We start from the raw sequence: 15,916 nt of genomic DNA on the forward strand, positions 1-15,916 counted from the left end.
AGGCCTCAATGGGCCCGTCGCGCGCCCAGCACCTCGCGGGGAGTGATGCCAAACTGGCGACGGAAAGCGGTGGCAAAATTGGCCGGGCTGGCATAGCCCGCCAGCTCGCTGGCCTCCTGCACGCTCTTCTCGCCCGACAGCAGGGCGGCATGGGCATGTTCCAACCGAATGCGCCGCACATAGTCGAAGACACTATGGCCCTCCCCCAACCGGAACAACCGTTGCAAGCCGCTGGCGCAGACCCCCGCCTCCCGGGCGATCGCCTCGATGCTGAGCGACTCGGCCAGATGGGCTTCGATCAAATCCTTGGCGCGCCGCAGGCGGACCAGATCCTGACGAGCCAAAGCACCGCTGGCGGGCTTGCCGCGATCCGTCCGCGTCGCCGCGGCGATGGTCTCCGCTACGATCTCCACGGCGCGCCCCTCCAGATAGAGATTGCGCAGTTCCGGCGCGAAGGCCGTCGGCGTCATGACCTGCCGCACCAGCTCGGCCAGGCGCGGTGTCAACATCCAGCGATGCTCGCCCAGATGATCCTTGAGCAGCCCGGCCACGACCCCATCGCCATGCACCGCTTCAAGGCCTTCGATCTGCAGCCATTCCGGCGAGGCGGACACGACCAGATGGCGGACATGCTGGCGTTCCCGCGAGATCCTGCGGAAGATTTCGGGCGTGGTACTCATGATGGCAACGCCTTCCATCGCCCCGCGCGGCCCGCCCCGAAACTCAAAATGACGGTCGCCGATCCCAAGCCCCACCTTGCCGTCCACGAAGAAGATGCAGGACAGGCCCGGCTGCAGATGCGAGGTGACCGTAAAGGCGTGCTCTTCGACCACATCGCCGCCATGCAAGAACAGGCCCGGGCGCAATTCCCGGTGCATAAACTCGCCTTCCATCAGGATATCATCCATCGACAGGCGGCTGTCGGGGCTATCGAGGGCAACCCGGTCCCTTTCGAGGAAATCGCGCACGCGAATGGCCTTGAGCTCGCCGCCGGTAGCCTGCCCGCGCTGGCTTGACACTGTACTCATCGGCAAAGCCCTTCCGTCTACGTCCGACATCTCTCCACCCCAGAGTCAGGGCTTGGGACGCCGCGATCATCCGTCACCAAAGATTTCATCGGCGCGCAAAGATCTAAGATCGTCGCGCAAAGACCTTAACATTGCCAAGTACGAAACAATGCCATAGCCGATAATTAAACTCACCTAGTAAGTCAATTCCCTGGGCCTCGCATGTTTTTGAATAGATCAAAACTAGAATACAATCGCAGCGTTACCAGTGGATCGTTACGAAATTCAAAATCTAGAATTAATCTAGACTGCGCAGAATTTGTGTTGCGATTGCGTATGGTTGCAAACGTCTCCGGGCTGACGCTCACCATCGTCCTTCTCCATGGCGTGTCCGCGCCCGCCGCCCTGGCGCAGCAGAATGGCACGGCGACGTCGCAACCGATCGAGCTCGATCCGGTCGTCGTCCAGGCGACAGGTGGCCCGAGCGGTGAGCGGAGCGTGGTGGCCAAGCGCAACAAGAGCGCGTCCAAGACCGATACGCCCCTGATCGAAACACCACAGGCGGTCAGCGTCGTCACGCGCGGACAGATGGATGCGCAGGGTGCCAATACGGTTGCCGAGGCACTGCGCTACACGCCGGGCGTGATGTCGGACCCGAACGGCAACGATATCCGCTATGATTGGCTCTACATCCGCGGCTTCAACACCTACGCCACAACCTGGCTCGACGGGCTCGGGCTGCCCGGCGATCCCAGCGCCTACGCCAATCCCGCCATCAACCCCTATACGCTTGATCGCGTCGAGGTGATCAAGGGCCCGGCCTCGGTGCTCTATGGGCGCACGGTGCCGGGCGGCTTCATCAACCAGGTCAGCAAGCGCCCGCTCACCACCGCCCGCCGCGAAATGTCGCTGCAATCCAGCGCTTTCGGCGGCATCCAGGGCGCCTTCGACTTCACCGGCCCCCTCAGCGACGACGGCGCCTGGTCTTATCGGCTGATCGGCTTGGCCAAGAACCTCAACACCCAGATCGACCATGAGCGCGACCGGCAGTTCCTGATCGCGCCGAGCCTGAGCTGGCGCCCCGACGAGAACACCACGCTGACGCTTTACGGCTACTATCAGAATGATCGGCCGGTCTTCAATCCGCGCTTCTATCCGGCCGTGGGCACGCTGCTGCGCAATCCCAAGGGCCAGATCCCGCGCGACATCTTCCTTGGAGAGCCGGATTGGGGCCACTTCCACCGCGACTATTTCCATCTGGGCTACGAGTTCGAGCACCGTTTCAACGACACCTGGACGGTGCGCCAGAACCTGCGCTACGGCCGCTCCGACCAGAGCATGAAACTGGTGCTGGTGAACCCCGCCTTTGCCTGGCAGTCCGACGGACGTACCCTCGACCGCGTCACTGCCATGTCGCAGGACACGCTATCGGCCTTCACGGTCGACACCCAGATCGAGGCCAAATTTGCCACCGGCCGCTTCGATCACACGGTGCTGGCGGGCCTCGACTATGTGCATGGCACCTCGTCGACCAATTTCGGCAATAGCGGCCCGACACGGCCGATCGACATCCTCGATCCCGTCTATGGCAATGGCCCGTTTCCACTGGCCCCGCTTCAGCGCTCCGGCCTGCAGACACAGAACCAAGTCGGCGCCTACATCCAGGACCAGGTCCGCTATGACCGCTGGGTCGCAACGCTCGGCCTGCGCTACGACATCTCGCAGATTGATACGAAAGACCGCATGCCCAGAGGTAAGGCACCTGTTACCACCAAGGACAGGCAATTGAGCGGGCGCGCAGGGCTAACCTACCTGTTCGACAATGGGCTGGCACCCTATGCGAGCTACTCGACCTCCTTCCTGCCGTTGCTTGGTTCCAGCCTTGACAAGGCGCCATTCAAGGCACTGACGGCAGAGCAGTACGAAGTCGGTTTGAAATATGAACCGCCTGGCGGCGGGGCCATGGTGAGCGTGTCAGCCTTCCAGCTCACGACCGATAATGCCCTGACACCAGACTCGCGCGATATTCGTTTCTCCGTTCAGAGTGGCCGACAGCGCGTTCGTGGCATCGAACTGGAAGGGAAATACGATTTCTCGCCCCAGTTCCAGGTGATGGCCTCCTACGCCTATTCGGCCTCCAAGGTGCTATCTTCTACCAATGCGGTGGAGCGTGGCAGGGAAATGCTGCGGCTGCCCGAGCACCAGGCGAGCCTGTGGGCTCTCTATCGCCCCGGCATTGTGCCCGGCCTGTCCCTGAGCGCCGGCATGCGCGCAACCTCCTCCTATCAGACCGATGTCACCTATTATCCGGAGTTGCGTATTCCCGGCCGCATGCTGGTCGATCTTGGCGCGGAATATGATTTCGGCACGCTGCGCAAGGAACTCCAGGGCACGACCCTTCGGGTCAACGTCACCAACCTGTTCGACAAGACCTATGTCTCACACTGTCTCAACAGGACCGGTGGCAGCTGCAATTACGGTGCGGCACGCGCCATCACCGCGAATCTGAAATACACATGGTGATGATCGCAGAGTTCTACCGCACCGAACCGCAGGCCGCAGTCACCGGAATGGTGGCTCGCGTGCGTATGACCCTCCTCTTGCTCGGCAGCCTCATCCTGGCTGCCATGAGCCTGGTATCGGTGGCCCAGGCCGAGATCCGGCTGACGGACGCCGCCGGCCGCGAGGTTCGCCTGCAACAGCCGGCCAAGCGCATCGTCACCAATGACAGCCTCGTCCTGCTGTCGCTGGCCCTCGTCGATCCGCAGCCAATCTCCAAGCTGGCCGGCTGGGCCGCGCCGCAGCGTTTCGATCGCGGCCTCTACGATGCCTTTCGCCGCCGCTTCCCCGAGATCGACAACACTGCCGTGGTCGGCGCGGTTTCGCCCGCCAACAGCTCGGTCGAGGCGATCCTCGGCGCGCAGCCCGATCTTTTCGTCGTCAGCATCTGGCAGCCCGATTGGGACGCGATCGCGGCCAAGCTCGAAGCCGCGGGCGTGCCGGTGATCTTTCTCGACTCGCCCCGCAACAGCAGGCGAGCCGGCGAGGCAACCATCGCCTCGATCCGCCTGCTTGGCAGGGCCATCGGCCAGGATACCCGTGCCGAAGCCTTTGCGGCCTTCCTGAAGGCTCGCTACGACGCCATCGCACAGCGACTTCGAGGCGAGAAGACGAAGCCCCGGGGCACCTGGCCCCAGGTCCTCGTCGATGCCCATGCCGGCCTGCAATGCTGCTCCGCCCCCGGCGCGGACAATCCCATCACGCATGACCTGGCCTTTGCCGGCGGCCGCGTACTCGGCGCGGACATCATTCCCGGCTATGATGGCCAGCTCAGCCCCGAATATGTCCTGGCCGCCGATCCAAAAGTCTATGTCGGCACCGGCGGCTCGCATCTGGCCAAGCGCGGCGGCCTCGTTCTCGGCGCCGGCATCGAGCCGGAAACAGCCCGCACCTCCCTGCGCGCCGTGGTCCAGCGCAATCTCCTCGGCGAACTCAGCGCCGTGCGTGAAGGCCGCGCCTATGGCCTGTCGCACCAGGTCGCCATTTCGGCCCTGAACATCCTGGCGGTCGAATGCCTGGCGAAATGGACGCATCCGGAGCTGTTCGCCGATCTCGACCCGGCGCAGACCCTGGCCGAGATCAACCGGAGCTTCCTGGCAGCCCCGATCGAGGGAACCTTCTGGATCGATGCGAGACCTGTGACGGGTCCGTCGGCGCCATGAGCCCCGTCCCTTCCACCGATGGCTCCGGCCGCACCGCCCTCACCGACTATCGCGCGAGCCAGCGCCGCCGCCTGCTCCTGGTCCTTACACTGATCGCACTCGGGCTCGCCGCCTTCTCGATCGACCTCGTCGTCGGCCCGTCCAGTGTCGGCCTGCACAACACGTTGGCGGCTCTGTTCGGCACGGACGAGGTGGCCCGCCCCATCCAGGTTATCGTCTGGCAGGTTCGCCTGCCGATGAGCGTGATGGCGTTGCTGGTCGGCGCCGCCCTTGCCTTGGCGGGTGCGGAAATGCAGACGGTGCTCGGAAATCCCCTCGCCGAACCGTTCACGCTCGGCGTGTCCTACAGCGCCGCTCTCGGCGCGGCGGTGGCGATCGTGCTGGGCCTGTCGCTGCCCGGGTTACCGGCGGGCTGGATGGTTTCGGCCAATGCCTTCTTGTTCGCCGTCCTCTCGCTGGGGGCGATCCACGCGCTCGCCCGCTGGCGCGGCGCCAGTCCGCAGACCCTGATCCTGTTTGGCATCGCGATCGGCCTGTCGGCCGAAGCCCTGCTGTCGCTGCTGCAATTCATGGCCTCGACCGATGCCCTGCAGCAGCTCGTCTTCTGGCGCATGGGCAGCCTGGTGCGCGCGGATGCCGGCTCCACCCTGATCCTGGCCGTCGTGCTCGCCGTCAGCATTCCCTTCTCGCTGGCGGCTTCCTCGCGCTTCACGCTGCTGCGCCTGGGGGAGGAACGCGCCCGCAGCCTCGGTGTCGACATTGCCAGGCTGCGGCTTGGATCGCTGCTGCGCGTCGGCCTGCTCTCGGCCACCGCGGTGGCCTTCGTCGGCGTGATCGGCTTCGTCGGCCTGGTCGGCCCCCATATTGCGCGGCTGCTGGTCGGCGAGGACCATCGCTTCCTGCTGCCCGCCAGCATGGCTGTGGGGGCGCTGGTCATGCTGGTCGCTTCCATCGTCACCAAGCTGATCATACCTGGCCTGCTGCTGCCCGTCGGCGTGGTGACAGCGCTGATCGGCCTGCCCGTGTTCTTCACCTTGGTGCTGCGAACGCTGGGGAAAGGCCGATGAAAGCGGATCATACCCCCACACTCGTCGTGCGCGGGCTTCATGCCGGCTATGGCGGGCATGACATCATCGCCGATCTCACTTTGCCCCCCCTGCAGCCGGGGCGGCTGGTGGCGCTGGTCGGCCCCAACAGTGCCGGCAAGTCGACCCTGCTGCGCGCCATGGCCCATCTCATTCGCATGCGCGGTGAGGTCGCGCTGGGCGAGCGCGACCTCACCCGCATCAGCCCCGCCGCACGGGCGAGGCTGGTCGGCTTCATGCCGCAGGCTCTGCCGCTCGACGTCTCCCTCAGCGTGCTGGAAACGGTGATCGCGACCCTGCGGGTCGCCCAGGCCGGCGAAGGCGCAGGCTCGCATGCCGAGCAGGCGCTGGATGTCCTCACCCGTCTCGGCGTGCCCTATCTCGCCTCCCTGCCGCTCGACCGGCTCTCCGGCGGACAGAAGCAGGTGGCCAGCCTGGCGCAAGCCATCGCCTGCGCACCGCCCGTGCTGCTTCTCGACGAACCCACGAGCGCACTCGATTTGTCGCGGCAATATTTCATCATGCGCAGCATCAAGGACTATGCCGCGGGTGGGCGCATCGTGGTGGCCGTGCTGCACGATCTCGCCTTGGCCGCGCAATGGGCCGACGACCTCATCGTCATGCGCCAGGGCAAGCTCCATGGCGCCGGACCGCCTGACGAAATCCTCACCCCGCGCATGCTGGCCGATGTCTACGACGTCGAGGCTCGGGTGGAGCACTGTTCGCAGGGACGGCTGCAAATCATGGTCGACGGTGTGGTCGAGCGGAGCAGCCGCTCGGACATCCCCCCGACCCATCAACACCAGAAGGCAAACCCATGAAGCGTTTTGTCGCCCAGGCCCGCATCGAATTGCCTGACCCCGAAGCGGTGATCGGGCCGCTCTGCGAGCATTTCATCGAACATGGTGCGGCGGTCGAGCAGCGCGACGGCGCCCATATCCTTCGTTTCCGCGGCGCCCAGGCTCGCTTTTCGAAGACCGGCCCAGCCACACTGGTCGACACCGAGGCGGAGAGTCTCGAGGAACTCTACTTCATCCGTCAGGCCGTAGCCTCGCATATCCTGGAATTTGCCCAGGGCCGCCGGCCCGCCATCGCCTGGACTGGGGATGGCACGGAGATCTCACGTCCTCCCAACTTCCAGATCTTCCGGGTGATCGGAGTAAAGGATGTGACGCCTCGGATGCGCCGTATCACCTTTTCCGCCAGTGACGTCTCGCGCTATCAGTCTATGGAGGCACTGCATCTCAACATCCTCGCCCAGCACCCCGACCTGTCCGAGGCGCAATGGCCGAGCGTCGGTCCGGACGGGCTGATCCATTGGCCCGATCCCGATCGCAAACCCAGCCTGCGCAAATATACCGTGCGCTCGCTCGACGTTGCGGCGGGTACGCTCGATATCGATTTCGTGCGCCATGCCGATGCTGGCCCGGGCTCCATCCTGGCGGAAAGCGTGAAGCCGGGCGAGGAGGTCGGCGTTCTCGGCCCGGGCGGCGGCGGCCTGGCAGAGGCCGACTGGTATCTGTTCGTGGGTGACGAAACCGCGCTTCCGGCAATCGGACGCATGCTGGAGCGCCTGCCCGCAAGCGCGCGCGGCAAGGCCCTCATCGAGGTCGCCGACGAAAGCGAGATACAGCAGCTCGATTTTGCAGCGGCCATCGAGATCGAATGGTTGTTCCGCAACGGCGCGCCGGCCGGCACCACGAATCTACTGGTCGATGCGGTCAGCCGCACCGCTCTCCCCGGCGACGGTTCCCGCCTCTATGCCTGGGTGGGCTGCGAATACCAGGCTTTCCGCACTTTGCGCGCCCAGCTTCTGGGCGAGCGCGGCCTGCGCCAGCACAAGCATCTCATCGTCGCCTATTGGCGCAGGGGGCATGACGAGATCGCTCATTGAGAAAGCGCTGCGGCGCCGGGACGCGCCGCGCTCAGTGATGCACATGCAGGCATTTGTCGTGATCGGCCAGGATCTCGATCACGCGGCATTCGTCGACGCGGCCGTGGCGGCAGCCTTCCGCCATGCGCTGCAGCTCCACCTTCAACGCCTGCAGGCTGGCAATGCGCTGCTCCACCTCGATGAGGCGAGCCTGGGCGATGGCATCGGCCGCCGCGCAGGACTGGCCGGGATTGTCCTGCAGATCGAGCAGGGTTCGGATCGCATCGACCTCGAAGCCGAGTTCCCGCGCATGGCGGATGAAAGCGAGCCGGCGCACATCGGCTGCCTCATAGAGACGCCGGTTGCCATCGGTGCGCGGCGGCGCCGGCAGCAGGCCGACCTGTTCGTAGTAACGGATGGTCGGCACCTTGACGCCGCTACGTTTGGCCGCCTCGCCGATCGCCACGCCTGAAAGCTTCATTTTCCGCTTGCTCCTCTAGCCACTAGAGGATGTAGTCCCCTTTGCAGAAGATACAACCCATTCGAAATGCGAGACTCGAAATGGCAATCGCTGCAAGCCAGACCCGTTACCGCGTGGAAGGCATGGACTGTGCCTCCTGCGCCAGCAAGATCGACAAGGCCGTGCGCGGCGTCACCGGCGTGGAGGACGTCTCGGTTTCGGTGACGGCCGGCACCATGACGGTCAAGCATGGCGACGGCCAGGATCTCGGCGCCGTCGAGGACAGGGTCCGCCGCCTCGGCTACAAGGTGTCGCCCCTGAGTGCCTCGACGCCGGCGGCCGTGGGAGCGAAGCCCGCTCACGATCATAAGCATGATCATGATCACGGCGCCTGCTCTGGTCACGACCATGACGATCATACCGGACACGATCACGCTGGACACGACCACAGCAAGCACGATCACGGCGCCCAGGGCGAGGCCCCGACCCTCGCCGACCTGCATGGTCATGATCATGCCCCCTCCTCCGGCCCGTGGTGGCGCTCCAGCAAGGGCGTCCTCACCATCGCCGCCGGCATCGCGCTGGTGGCCGCCTATGGCATCGGACACCTCTTCCCTTCGATCGCGGTCTGGTCTTTCGAGATCGCCATGCTGGTCGGTCTCATTCCGATCGCACGGCGCGCCTTCGTCGCGGCTCGCTACGGCATGCCCTTCACCATCGAGATGCTGATGACCATCGCCGCCGTCGGCGCGGTGATCATCGGAGCGGCCGAGGAAGGCGCCGCCGTGGTCTTCCTGTTCCTGGTCGGCGAATTGCTGGAGGGCGTCGCCGCCGGCAAGGCACGCGCCAGCATCCAGTCTCTCGCCAGCCTGGTGCCGAAGACCGCTCTTCTCGAAGAAGAAGGACGCACCAAGGAGGTTCCGGCCGAAACCCTCGCCGTTGGCGCCGTGATCCTGGTGCGGCCGGGCGACCGCATTCCCGCCGACGGCGTCATCGTCTCGGGCGAGAGCTCCATCGACGAAGCACCGGTCACCGGCGAGAGCACACCCAAGCGCAAGGAGACCGCCGACACCGTCTTCGCCGGCACCGTCAATGGCGACGGGGCGCTGCGCATCCGCGTGACGGCGGCCGCCGCCGACAACACCATAGCCCGGGTGGTCAAGCTGGTCGAGGAAGCCCAGGAAAGCAAGGCGCCGACCGAGCGCTTCATCGATCGGTTCTCGCGCTACTACACGCCGGGCGTGGTGGTGGTGGCCGCCCTGGTGGCGATCCTGCCTCCCCTCATCGGCGGCGCTTCCTGGAACGAATGGATCTACAAGGGCCTGGCGATCCTCTTGATTGGCTGCCCCTGCGCCCTCGTCATCTCCACGCCGGCGGCGATCGCCGCCTCGCTCTCAGCCGGCGCGCGCCGCGGCCTGTTGATGAAGGGCGGCGCCGTGCTCGAAACCGTCGGCAAGATCACCGCCGCCGCCTTCGACAAGACGGGCACGCTCACCGAGGGCAAGCCCAAGGTGACCGACATCGTGCCGCTCGGCCGCCAGGAAGCCGAGGTGCTGCGGCTGGCCGCCGCCCTTGAAGCCGGTTCCAGCCACCCGCTCGCCACCGCGATCCTGGCCAAGGCCGCCGAACAGAACATCCTCACGTCCGTTGCCACGAACTCCAAGGCGCTCGGCGGCAAAGGCGTGACCGGCAGCATCGACGGCCTCGCGCTCTTCCTCGGCTCGCCCAAGGCCGCGGCGAGCGAAACGGCACTCTCCGCCGAAATCACCGCGCGCATAGAGGCCCTCAACCAGGAAGGCAAGACCGTCTCGGTGCTCCTGGCCGGCGGCACGCCGGCCGGCCTCATCGCCATGCGCGACGAGCCACGCGAGGATGCCATCGCCGGCTTGTCGGCCCTCCGTGCTGCCGGCGTGCGCACTCTCATGCTCACCGGCGACAACGCCCGCACCGCCCAGGCCATCGGCGGCAAACTCGGGTTGGAAGTGCATGCCGAATTGCTGCCGCAGGACAAGCAGCGCATCGTCAACGAACTCAAGGCGCAGGGACTGACCGTGGCCAAGATCGGCGACGGCATCAATGATGCGCCGGCGCTGGCGGCGGCCGATATCGGCATCGCCATGGGCGGCGGCACCGACGTCGCTCTGGAGACGGCCGACGCCGCCGTCCTGCATGGGCGCGTCAGCGACGTGGCCAGCATGGTCACGCTGTCGCGGCGGACCATGACGAACATCCATCAGAACATTACGATGGCGCTCGGATTGAAGGCGGTGTTCCTGGTCACCACCATCGCCGGCATCACCGGCCTGTGGCCGGCCATCCTAGCCGATACCGGCGCGACCGTGCTGGTCACCCTGAACGCACTCCGGCTCTTGCGGGTGAAGGCCGGCTGAGGCGATCCAGCCCCTTCTTTCTAGGCCGCGTATCACCCCTCATCCCCCTGCGGGTGTCGTCAACTGTCTTGAGTTGACTAGAGGTCCCGGCAGGGGGATGAGGGGTCGCGCGCCCTAACCAGGATCCGCCCTTTCAAACACAGAACAAATCAACCTTGACGCGTCGTCCCTAGATATCGTATATAGCCACTAGGTTAATTAACTATATGGCTATATACGATGCCCGATCATCTCAGCGACACCTTCTCGGCCCTCGCCGATCCGACCCGCCGGGCCATCCTGGCCCGGCTGGCCGGGGGCGAGGCAACCGTCATGCAATTGTCGGAGCCCTTCACGCTGACGCAGCCCGCCATCTCCAAGCATCTCAAGGTCCTGGAAAAGGCCGGCCTCATCAGCCGCGGACGCACGGCGCAATGGCGCCCGTGCCGGCTGGAGGCCGAGCCGCTGCGGCAAGCCTTCGACTGGGTCCAGCATTATCGCCGCTTCTGGGACGAGAGCTTCGACCGTCTCGACGATTATCTCGCCGAACTCCAGGCCCGAGGAAACAACAAGGACGACAAACATGACTAGCCACTCCCAGGCTGCCCCGGCGGCCGGCGAGCACGAACTCGTCATCACCCGTCTGTTCAAGGCGCCGCGCGAACTGGTGTTCAAGGCCTGGACGGACCCACAGCACCTTGCCCGCTGGCCCGGGCCGAAGGGCTTCAGCGCCACATCCCACGCGTTCGACTGCAGCCCCGGCGGCTTCTACCGCACCTGCCTGCATGCGCCTGATGGCACGGATCATTGGGTTCGCGGCACCTATCTGGAGGTGGAGCCGCCTGCCCGCCTCGTCTTCACCCATGCCTGGGAAGGCGACGACGGCAATCCCGGCCCCGAGACCATCGTCACCGTCACCTTCAAGGATGAGAACGGCCAGACCTTGATGCGCTTTCACCAGGCCATTTTCACCTCCCTCGCCTCGCGGGACGGCCATGGTGAGGGCTGGAACCAGAGCTTCGACAGGCTCGAAGCCTATCTCGCCGAGGTGTCGCCCTGAAATTCTCCCACAGCGAGGCCAGGCCATGCGCAAGCTCAAGCTGGAAATGCAGATCTCCGCCGATGGCTTCAGTTCGAGCCAGGATGGCATCAATGACTGGATGGTGTGGAACTGGGCACCGGATTGGGGCTGGGATGAGGAATTGCGCCGCTACCACCACGATCTCAACTTTTCCTCTGACTGTATCCTGCTCAGCCGCGTGATGGCAGAGGAAGGCTTTCACCAGCATTGGCAGATGGTTGCGGAGGATTCCGCCAGCCCCCAGTCAAGTTTCGCCAAGGCGATCGGCGACATGCGCAAGATCGTGTTCAGCCGCACGCTGACAGAGACGCGCTGGGCCAATACCGAAATCGCCAGGTCAGGCCTCTCCGAAGAGGTCACCCGCCTCAAGCAGGAACCCGGCAAGGACATCATCGTCTATGGCGGCCCCATCCTGGTGTCGTCCCTGGCGGAGGCCGGGCTGATCGACGAGTTCCATTTCATCGTCAATCCGGCTCTGCTCGGCAGCGGCAAGGCAGTCCTCGGCGAGCTTCGCAAAACGACCCGGCTCATGCTCGTCGACGCCCGCCCCTTCCCCTGCGGCGTGGCCGTGCTGCATTACGCCAAACTGTAACGGCTTCGGTTAGGCCTCTGTCTTCAGGAAATCGACAAAGGCACGCAAGGCCGGGCGCATCAGGCGCCGGCTCGGGTAATAGAGGAAGAGCCCCGGAAAGGCTGGGCACCAATCCTCCATGAGGCGCACGAGCTTGCCTTGCACGAGCGCCTCGGCAACAAGTCCCTCGATCAGCAGTGCCAGCCCCTGACCTGCAAGGGCGGCATCGAGCATCAGCGCATCGTCGTTGACGATCAGGCTGCCCGTCACGGCCAGTTCGATCGCCTTGCCGTCCCGTTCGAGTTCCCAGCGATAGAGGGAGCCATCGGTGAAGCGACGCTGGATGCAATCGTGATCGTGGAGATCGGCGGGCAGCTCCGGCCTAGGACGACCGTTCAGATAGCTGGGCGCCCCGACGATGGCAAAGCGCAGCGGACCCCCGAGCGGCACGGCGATCATGTCCTGATGCAGGCTTTCACCGAATCGGACGCCGGCGTCGACCCCCGACGCCACGATATCGGTGAAGGCATCCTGCGCCAGGATTTCCACGGTCACTGCCGGATATCGGCGCATGAACCGCAATGCCAGCGGCAGCAGCACGGACTGCACGGCCGCGCGTGGTGCACTGAAACGCAGCATGCCGGCGATATCGGCCTGCGAGGCGCTCGCCTGATCGAGCGCCTCCTCGATCGAGGCAAGCGCTGGCTGCAACTGGATCAACAGCCGCTCCCCTGCGACGGTCGGGGCGACGCTACGCGTCGTGCGAGTCAGCAGCCTCACGCCGAGACTTTCCTCGAGGCCCGTGATCGCCTGGCTGACGGCGGAGACCGACATGCCAAGTTTGCGGGCAGCGGCACGAAAGCTGCATTGATCGGCCACGGCCGCGAGAATGACGAGGGCAGGCAAGTCGGCTCGCTTCATTGTTAAGCCATATAGAACAAGCTGTTCATAAAAGCATGGATTATCGAACATTGTATTTGGGTACATGGTCCCCGCCACCACGGAGGATCGTCCCATGAAGACACGCAAGCTCGGTTCAAACCTCAACGTTTCCACCATCGGCCTCGGCTGCATGGGGATGAGCTTTGCCTATGGCGGCCAAGCCGAGGCGGATGCCATCCGCACGCTGCATCGCGCCGTGGACCTTGGCATCACCCTTTTCGATACCGCGGAGGTCTATGGGCCCTTCACCAACGAAGAGCTCGTCGGCAAGGCGTTGAAGGACGTAAGGAACAAGGTGGTCATCGCCACCAAATTCGGTTTCCGCATTGCGCCGGAAGGCCAGGATCGGGACCGCATCATCGGCGTGGACAGCCGTCCCGAACATGTGCGCGCCGTCGCCGAGGCCTCTCTTCGTCGCCTGGGCATCGAGGCCATCGACCTCTTCTACCAGCATCGCGTCGACCCCACCGTGCCGATCGAGGATACGGTCGGTGCCATGGCGGATCTGGTGAGAGAGGGCAAGGTCAAGGCCCTCGGCCTGTCGGAGGCCGGCGCGACGACCATCCGACGCGCCCATGCCGTCCATCCCATTGCCGCCGTCCAGACGGAATACTCGCTCTGGAGCCGCGATGTCGAGGCGGATGTTCTGCCGGTCTGCCAGGAACTCGGCATCGGCTTCGTGCCCTACAGCCCGCTGGGCCGCGGCTTGCTGACCGGCGCGATCCGGGATCACAGCACGCTCGCCGACGACGACTGGCGTAAATCCCTGCCCCGCTTCCAGGAAGACAACATGGAGGCGAATCAGCGCCTGTTGGCCGAGTTTTCCCTTATCGCCGACGGCAAGGGGGTAACCCCGGCTCAACTCGCCCTGGCCTGGATACTGCACCAGGGGGACTTCATCGTGCCGATCCCAGGTGCACGGCGGTTGCCTCACCTGGAGGACAATGCGGCCGCCGCCGGGATTGCCCTCAGCGGAGCAGACCTTGCCGCCATCGACGCGGCCATGCCGCTGGCCAACGTCCGCGGCGAACGCTACATGCCGGAAGCCATGGCGCTGGTCGACGCCTCGTAAAGCGGCGGAAGGCGTTCAGTCGAATCTGCCGGTCAGGTGGCGCGGCGCAAGGCTGCGGATGGCCTGGCCGGCAACTCCATCGGGCCAGGCCGGTGCGAACAGATGGAGCGGTATCTCCCGCAGGCCCTGGGAATATGCGTCAGGCTCTCAGCATCGCCGCAAGATGCTTGATACGTGCAGGCTCGCGCCGGCGCCGGCGCCGGACTTTTCCACACTGCCCCGGACGATCAGGCAGGCCCGCTGCCGCCAGGCGCGACGGATCGCGGCCGCATCGGCGGGCCTTGCCTGCAGCCTGGGCAACGACCCTCGATAGAGCGGGTGCGGCGAATCGGTAGCGTCCACTGATCTGATTGCCATCTCGCCCCAGGGACATGGTGCCCGAATGCACATGATCTGAAGCGGCGCCAGACGCAATATTTGCGAGCGGTCCCGTGCAATGCCGACAGCCGGCGCGAAAGCGCCAGCGAATGCCAGTGCCGTGACAGCCCCTAGAGCAAAGCGCGTTCGAGACCGAACGCTTATTTGCTCTAACTCCTTGTTTCGACGCGTCTTTGCGATTCTGGACGATTCCGTCAAATCACAAAACGCTTTAGGGTCAGATGCCGAAATGCCCGCATCGCTCGCGCTCCCATCCTGGCCGCAACCTCATCTATACCAGCACGGCGGCGAGGCTGTCGCTGTTGCCACCGCAACAGGTTTCGTTCCTTACGTACCATAGACGCAAAAGGCAGGCCTGTGGGCCTGCCTCCTTGCTTCGTCTCGCTGATCTCAGCCCGGTCAGGCCGCGGCCGACTGGCTCTCCGGACGCACGGCCTGATTAAAATCCTCGATCAGCGTGCGGGTGATGGTGCCCGGCGTATAGCGATGCTCGAGGATCTCTGAGACCGGCGTGATCTCGGCGGCCGTACCGGTGAGGAAGCACTCGCTGAAGCTGCCGAGCTCGTCCGGCATGATGCGCCGTTCGATCACTTCCAGGCCGCGAGCCTTGGCGAGATCGATCGCCGTGCGGCGGGTGATGCCATCCAGGAAGCAGTCGGCGATCGGCGTGTGGATTTTGCCGTCCTGGATGAAGAAGACATTGGCGCCGGTGCATTCGGCCACACGGCCCTGCCAGTCATACATCAGGGCATCGGCATAGCCGCGACGCTCCGCGCGATGCTTGGAGATGGTGCAGATCATGTAAAGGCCGGCGGCCTTCGACAGCGAGGGCGCGGTCTGCGGGTCGGGCCGACGATATTCGGCCACGTCGAGGCGGATGCCCTTCATCTTGGTCGCCATGTCGAACATGCTCGGCCATTCCCACACCGCAATCGCGGTATGGATGGTGGCATGCTGGGCGGCCACGGCCATCATTTCCGAGCCACGCCAGGCGACCGGCCTGACATAGGCGTCCTTCAGGCCGTTCTTGTCGAGCACGGCCTGCTTGGCGGCATCGAGTTCCTCGACAGAATAGGGAATGGCGAAGTCGAGAATCTCGGCCGAACGGCGGAAACGCGCCGAATGTTCGGAGGACTTGAAGATCTTGCCGCCATAGGACCGCTCGCCCTCGAAGACGGCGCCGCCATAATGCAACCCATGCGACAGAACATGAAGCTTGGCATCGCCCCAGGCCAGCATCTGGCCATCAAACCAGATAAAGCCATCGCGTTGATCGAAGGGCAACATCGACATGACAAATCCTCCAGCGCCTCGCGCTTCCTCGAGCAAAGCGCGTTTTGTCGAAAACGCTTGTTT

The 15,916-nt window shown here is 64.8% G+C and carries 14 protein-coding genes; 10 read left to right on the forward strand and 4 right to left on the reverse strand.

The window, feature by feature from the left end; genetic code table 11:
- Positions 1-5 precede the first annotated feature (5 nt).
- Positions 6-1,028: a helix-turn-helix transcriptional regulator gene (locus tag ACR9ZN_RS16355; protein WP_441770497.1), complete on the reverse strand. Its 1,023-nt coding sequence runs from the start codon at positions 1,026-1,028 to the stop codon at positions 6-8.
- A 315-nt stretch (positions 1,029-1,343) separates the two neighbouring features.
- Here ACR9ZN_RS16355 and ACR9ZN_RS16360 point away from each other — a divergent pair, with 315 nt between their 5' ends.
- Genes ACR9ZN_RS16360 through ACR9ZN_RS16380 form a run of 5 tightly spaced genes read left to right on the forward strand, consistent with a single transcriptional unit; the run spans position 1,344 to position 7,708 of the window.
- Positions 1,344-3,530, forward strand: coding sequence for a TonB-dependent siderophore receptor (locus ACR9ZN_RS16360; protein WP_454815081.1), 2,187 nt, complete (start codon positions 1,344-1,346; stop codon positions 3,528-3,530).
- Positions 3,524-4,729 (forward strand): ABC transporter substrate-binding protein, encoded by a 1,206-nt coding sequence (locus tag ACR9ZN_RS16365; RefSeq protein ID WP_481272682.1) that lies wholly within the window; start codon positions 3,524-3,526, stop codon positions 4,727-4,729. Before ACR9ZN_RS16360 ends, ACR9ZN_RS16365 begins: the two co-directional genes overlap by 7 nt.
- Complete coding sequence (locus ACR9ZN_RS16370) at positions 4,726-5,796, forward strand: FecCD family ABC transporter permease (RefSeq protein WP_454815085.1); 1,071 nt, start codon at positions 4,726-4,728, stop codon at positions 5,794-5,796. Before ACR9ZN_RS16365 ends, ACR9ZN_RS16370 begins: the two co-directional genes overlap by 4 nt.
- Positions 5,793-6,635, forward strand: coding sequence for an ABC transporter ATP-binding protein (locus ACR9ZN_RS16375; protein ID WP_454815087.1), 843 nt, complete (start codon positions 5,793-5,795; stop codon positions 6,633-6,635). The genes ACR9ZN_RS16370 and ACR9ZN_RS16375 overlap by 4 nt, the downstream gene beginning before the upstream one ends.
- Positions 6,632-7,708, forward strand: a complete 1,077-nt coding sequence (locus ACR9ZN_RS16380) for a DUF2218 domain-containing protein (RefSeq protein WP_481272683.1) — start codon at positions 6,632-6,634, stop codon at positions 7,706-7,708. The genes ACR9ZN_RS16375 and ACR9ZN_RS16380 overlap by 4 nt, the downstream gene beginning before the upstream one ends.
- Positions 7,709-7,739: 31 nt before the next feature.
- Here the strand turns inward: ACR9ZN_RS16380 and ACR9ZN_RS16385 are convergent, their stop codons facing one another.
- A complete protein-coding gene (locus ACR9ZN_RS16385) occupies positions 7,740-8,168 on the reverse strand; it encodes a MerR family transcriptional regulator (RefSeq protein ID WP_441770491.1) in 429 nt (142 codons plus the stop codon).
- Between the two features lie 80 nt (positions 8,169-8,248).
- Here ACR9ZN_RS16385 and ACR9ZN_RS16390 point away from each other — a divergent pair, with 80 nt between their 5' ends.
- From ACR9ZN_RS16390 to ACR9ZN_RS16405, 4 genes are all read left to right on the forward strand, one after another.
- Complete coding sequence (locus tag ACR9ZN_RS16390) at positions 8,249-10,537, forward strand: heavy metal translocating P-type ATPase (protein ID WP_454815093.1); 2,289 nt, start codon at positions 8,249-8,251, stop codon at positions 10,535-10,537.
- Positions 10,538-10,756: 219 nt separating this feature from the next.
- On the forward strand, positions 10,757-11,107 hold the full coding sequence (locus ACR9ZN_RS16395; RefSeq protein ID WP_454815095.1) for an ArsR/SmtB family transcription factor: 351 nt from the start codon (positions 10,757-10,759) through the stop codon (positions 11,105-11,107).
- On the forward strand, positions 11,100-11,576 hold the full coding sequence (locus ACR9ZN_RS16400) for an SRPBCC domain-containing protein (protein WP_481272684.1): 477 nt from the start codon (positions 11,100-11,102) through the stop codon (positions 11,574-11,576). The genes ACR9ZN_RS16395 and ACR9ZN_RS16400 overlap by 8 nt, the downstream gene beginning before the upstream one ends.
- Positions 11,577-11,601: 25 nt before the next feature.
- Positions 11,602-12,189 (forward strand): dihydrofolate reductase family protein, encoded by a 588-nt coding sequence (locus tag ACR9ZN_RS16405; RefSeq protein ID WP_481272685.1) that lies wholly within the window; start codon positions 11,602-11,604, stop codon positions 12,187-12,189.
- Between the two features lie 9 nt (positions 12,190-12,198).
- Here ACR9ZN_RS16405 and ACR9ZN_RS16410 read toward each other — a convergent pair whose 3' ends face one another.
- On the reverse strand, positions 12,199-13,089 hold the full coding sequence (locus ACR9ZN_RS16410; protein ID WP_454815100.1) for a LysR family transcriptional regulator: 891 nt from the start codon (positions 13,087-13,089) through the stop codon (positions 12,199-12,201).
- A 94-nt stretch (positions 13,090-13,183) separates the two neighbouring features.
- Here ACR9ZN_RS16410 and ACR9ZN_RS16415 point away from each other — a divergent pair, with 94 nt between their 5' ends.
- Positions 13,184-14,182, forward strand: coding sequence for an aldo/keto reductase (locus ACR9ZN_RS16415; RefSeq protein ID WP_481272686.1), 999 nt, complete (start codon positions 13,184-13,186; stop codon positions 14,180-14,182).
- Between the two features lie 777 nt (positions 14,183-14,959).
- On the opposite strand, the gene ACR9ZN_RS16420 is transcribed toward ACR9ZN_RS16415, so the two are convergent.
- Positions 14,960-15,853, reverse strand: a complete 894-nt coding sequence (locus ACR9ZN_RS16420) for a branched-chain amino acid aminotransferase (RefSeq protein WP_441770486.1) — start codon at positions 15,851-15,853, stop codon at positions 14,960-14,962.
- Positions 15,854-15,916 lie beyond the last annotated feature (63 nt).

This window comes from Labrys sp. HAY1-8F (assembly GCF_056754975.1).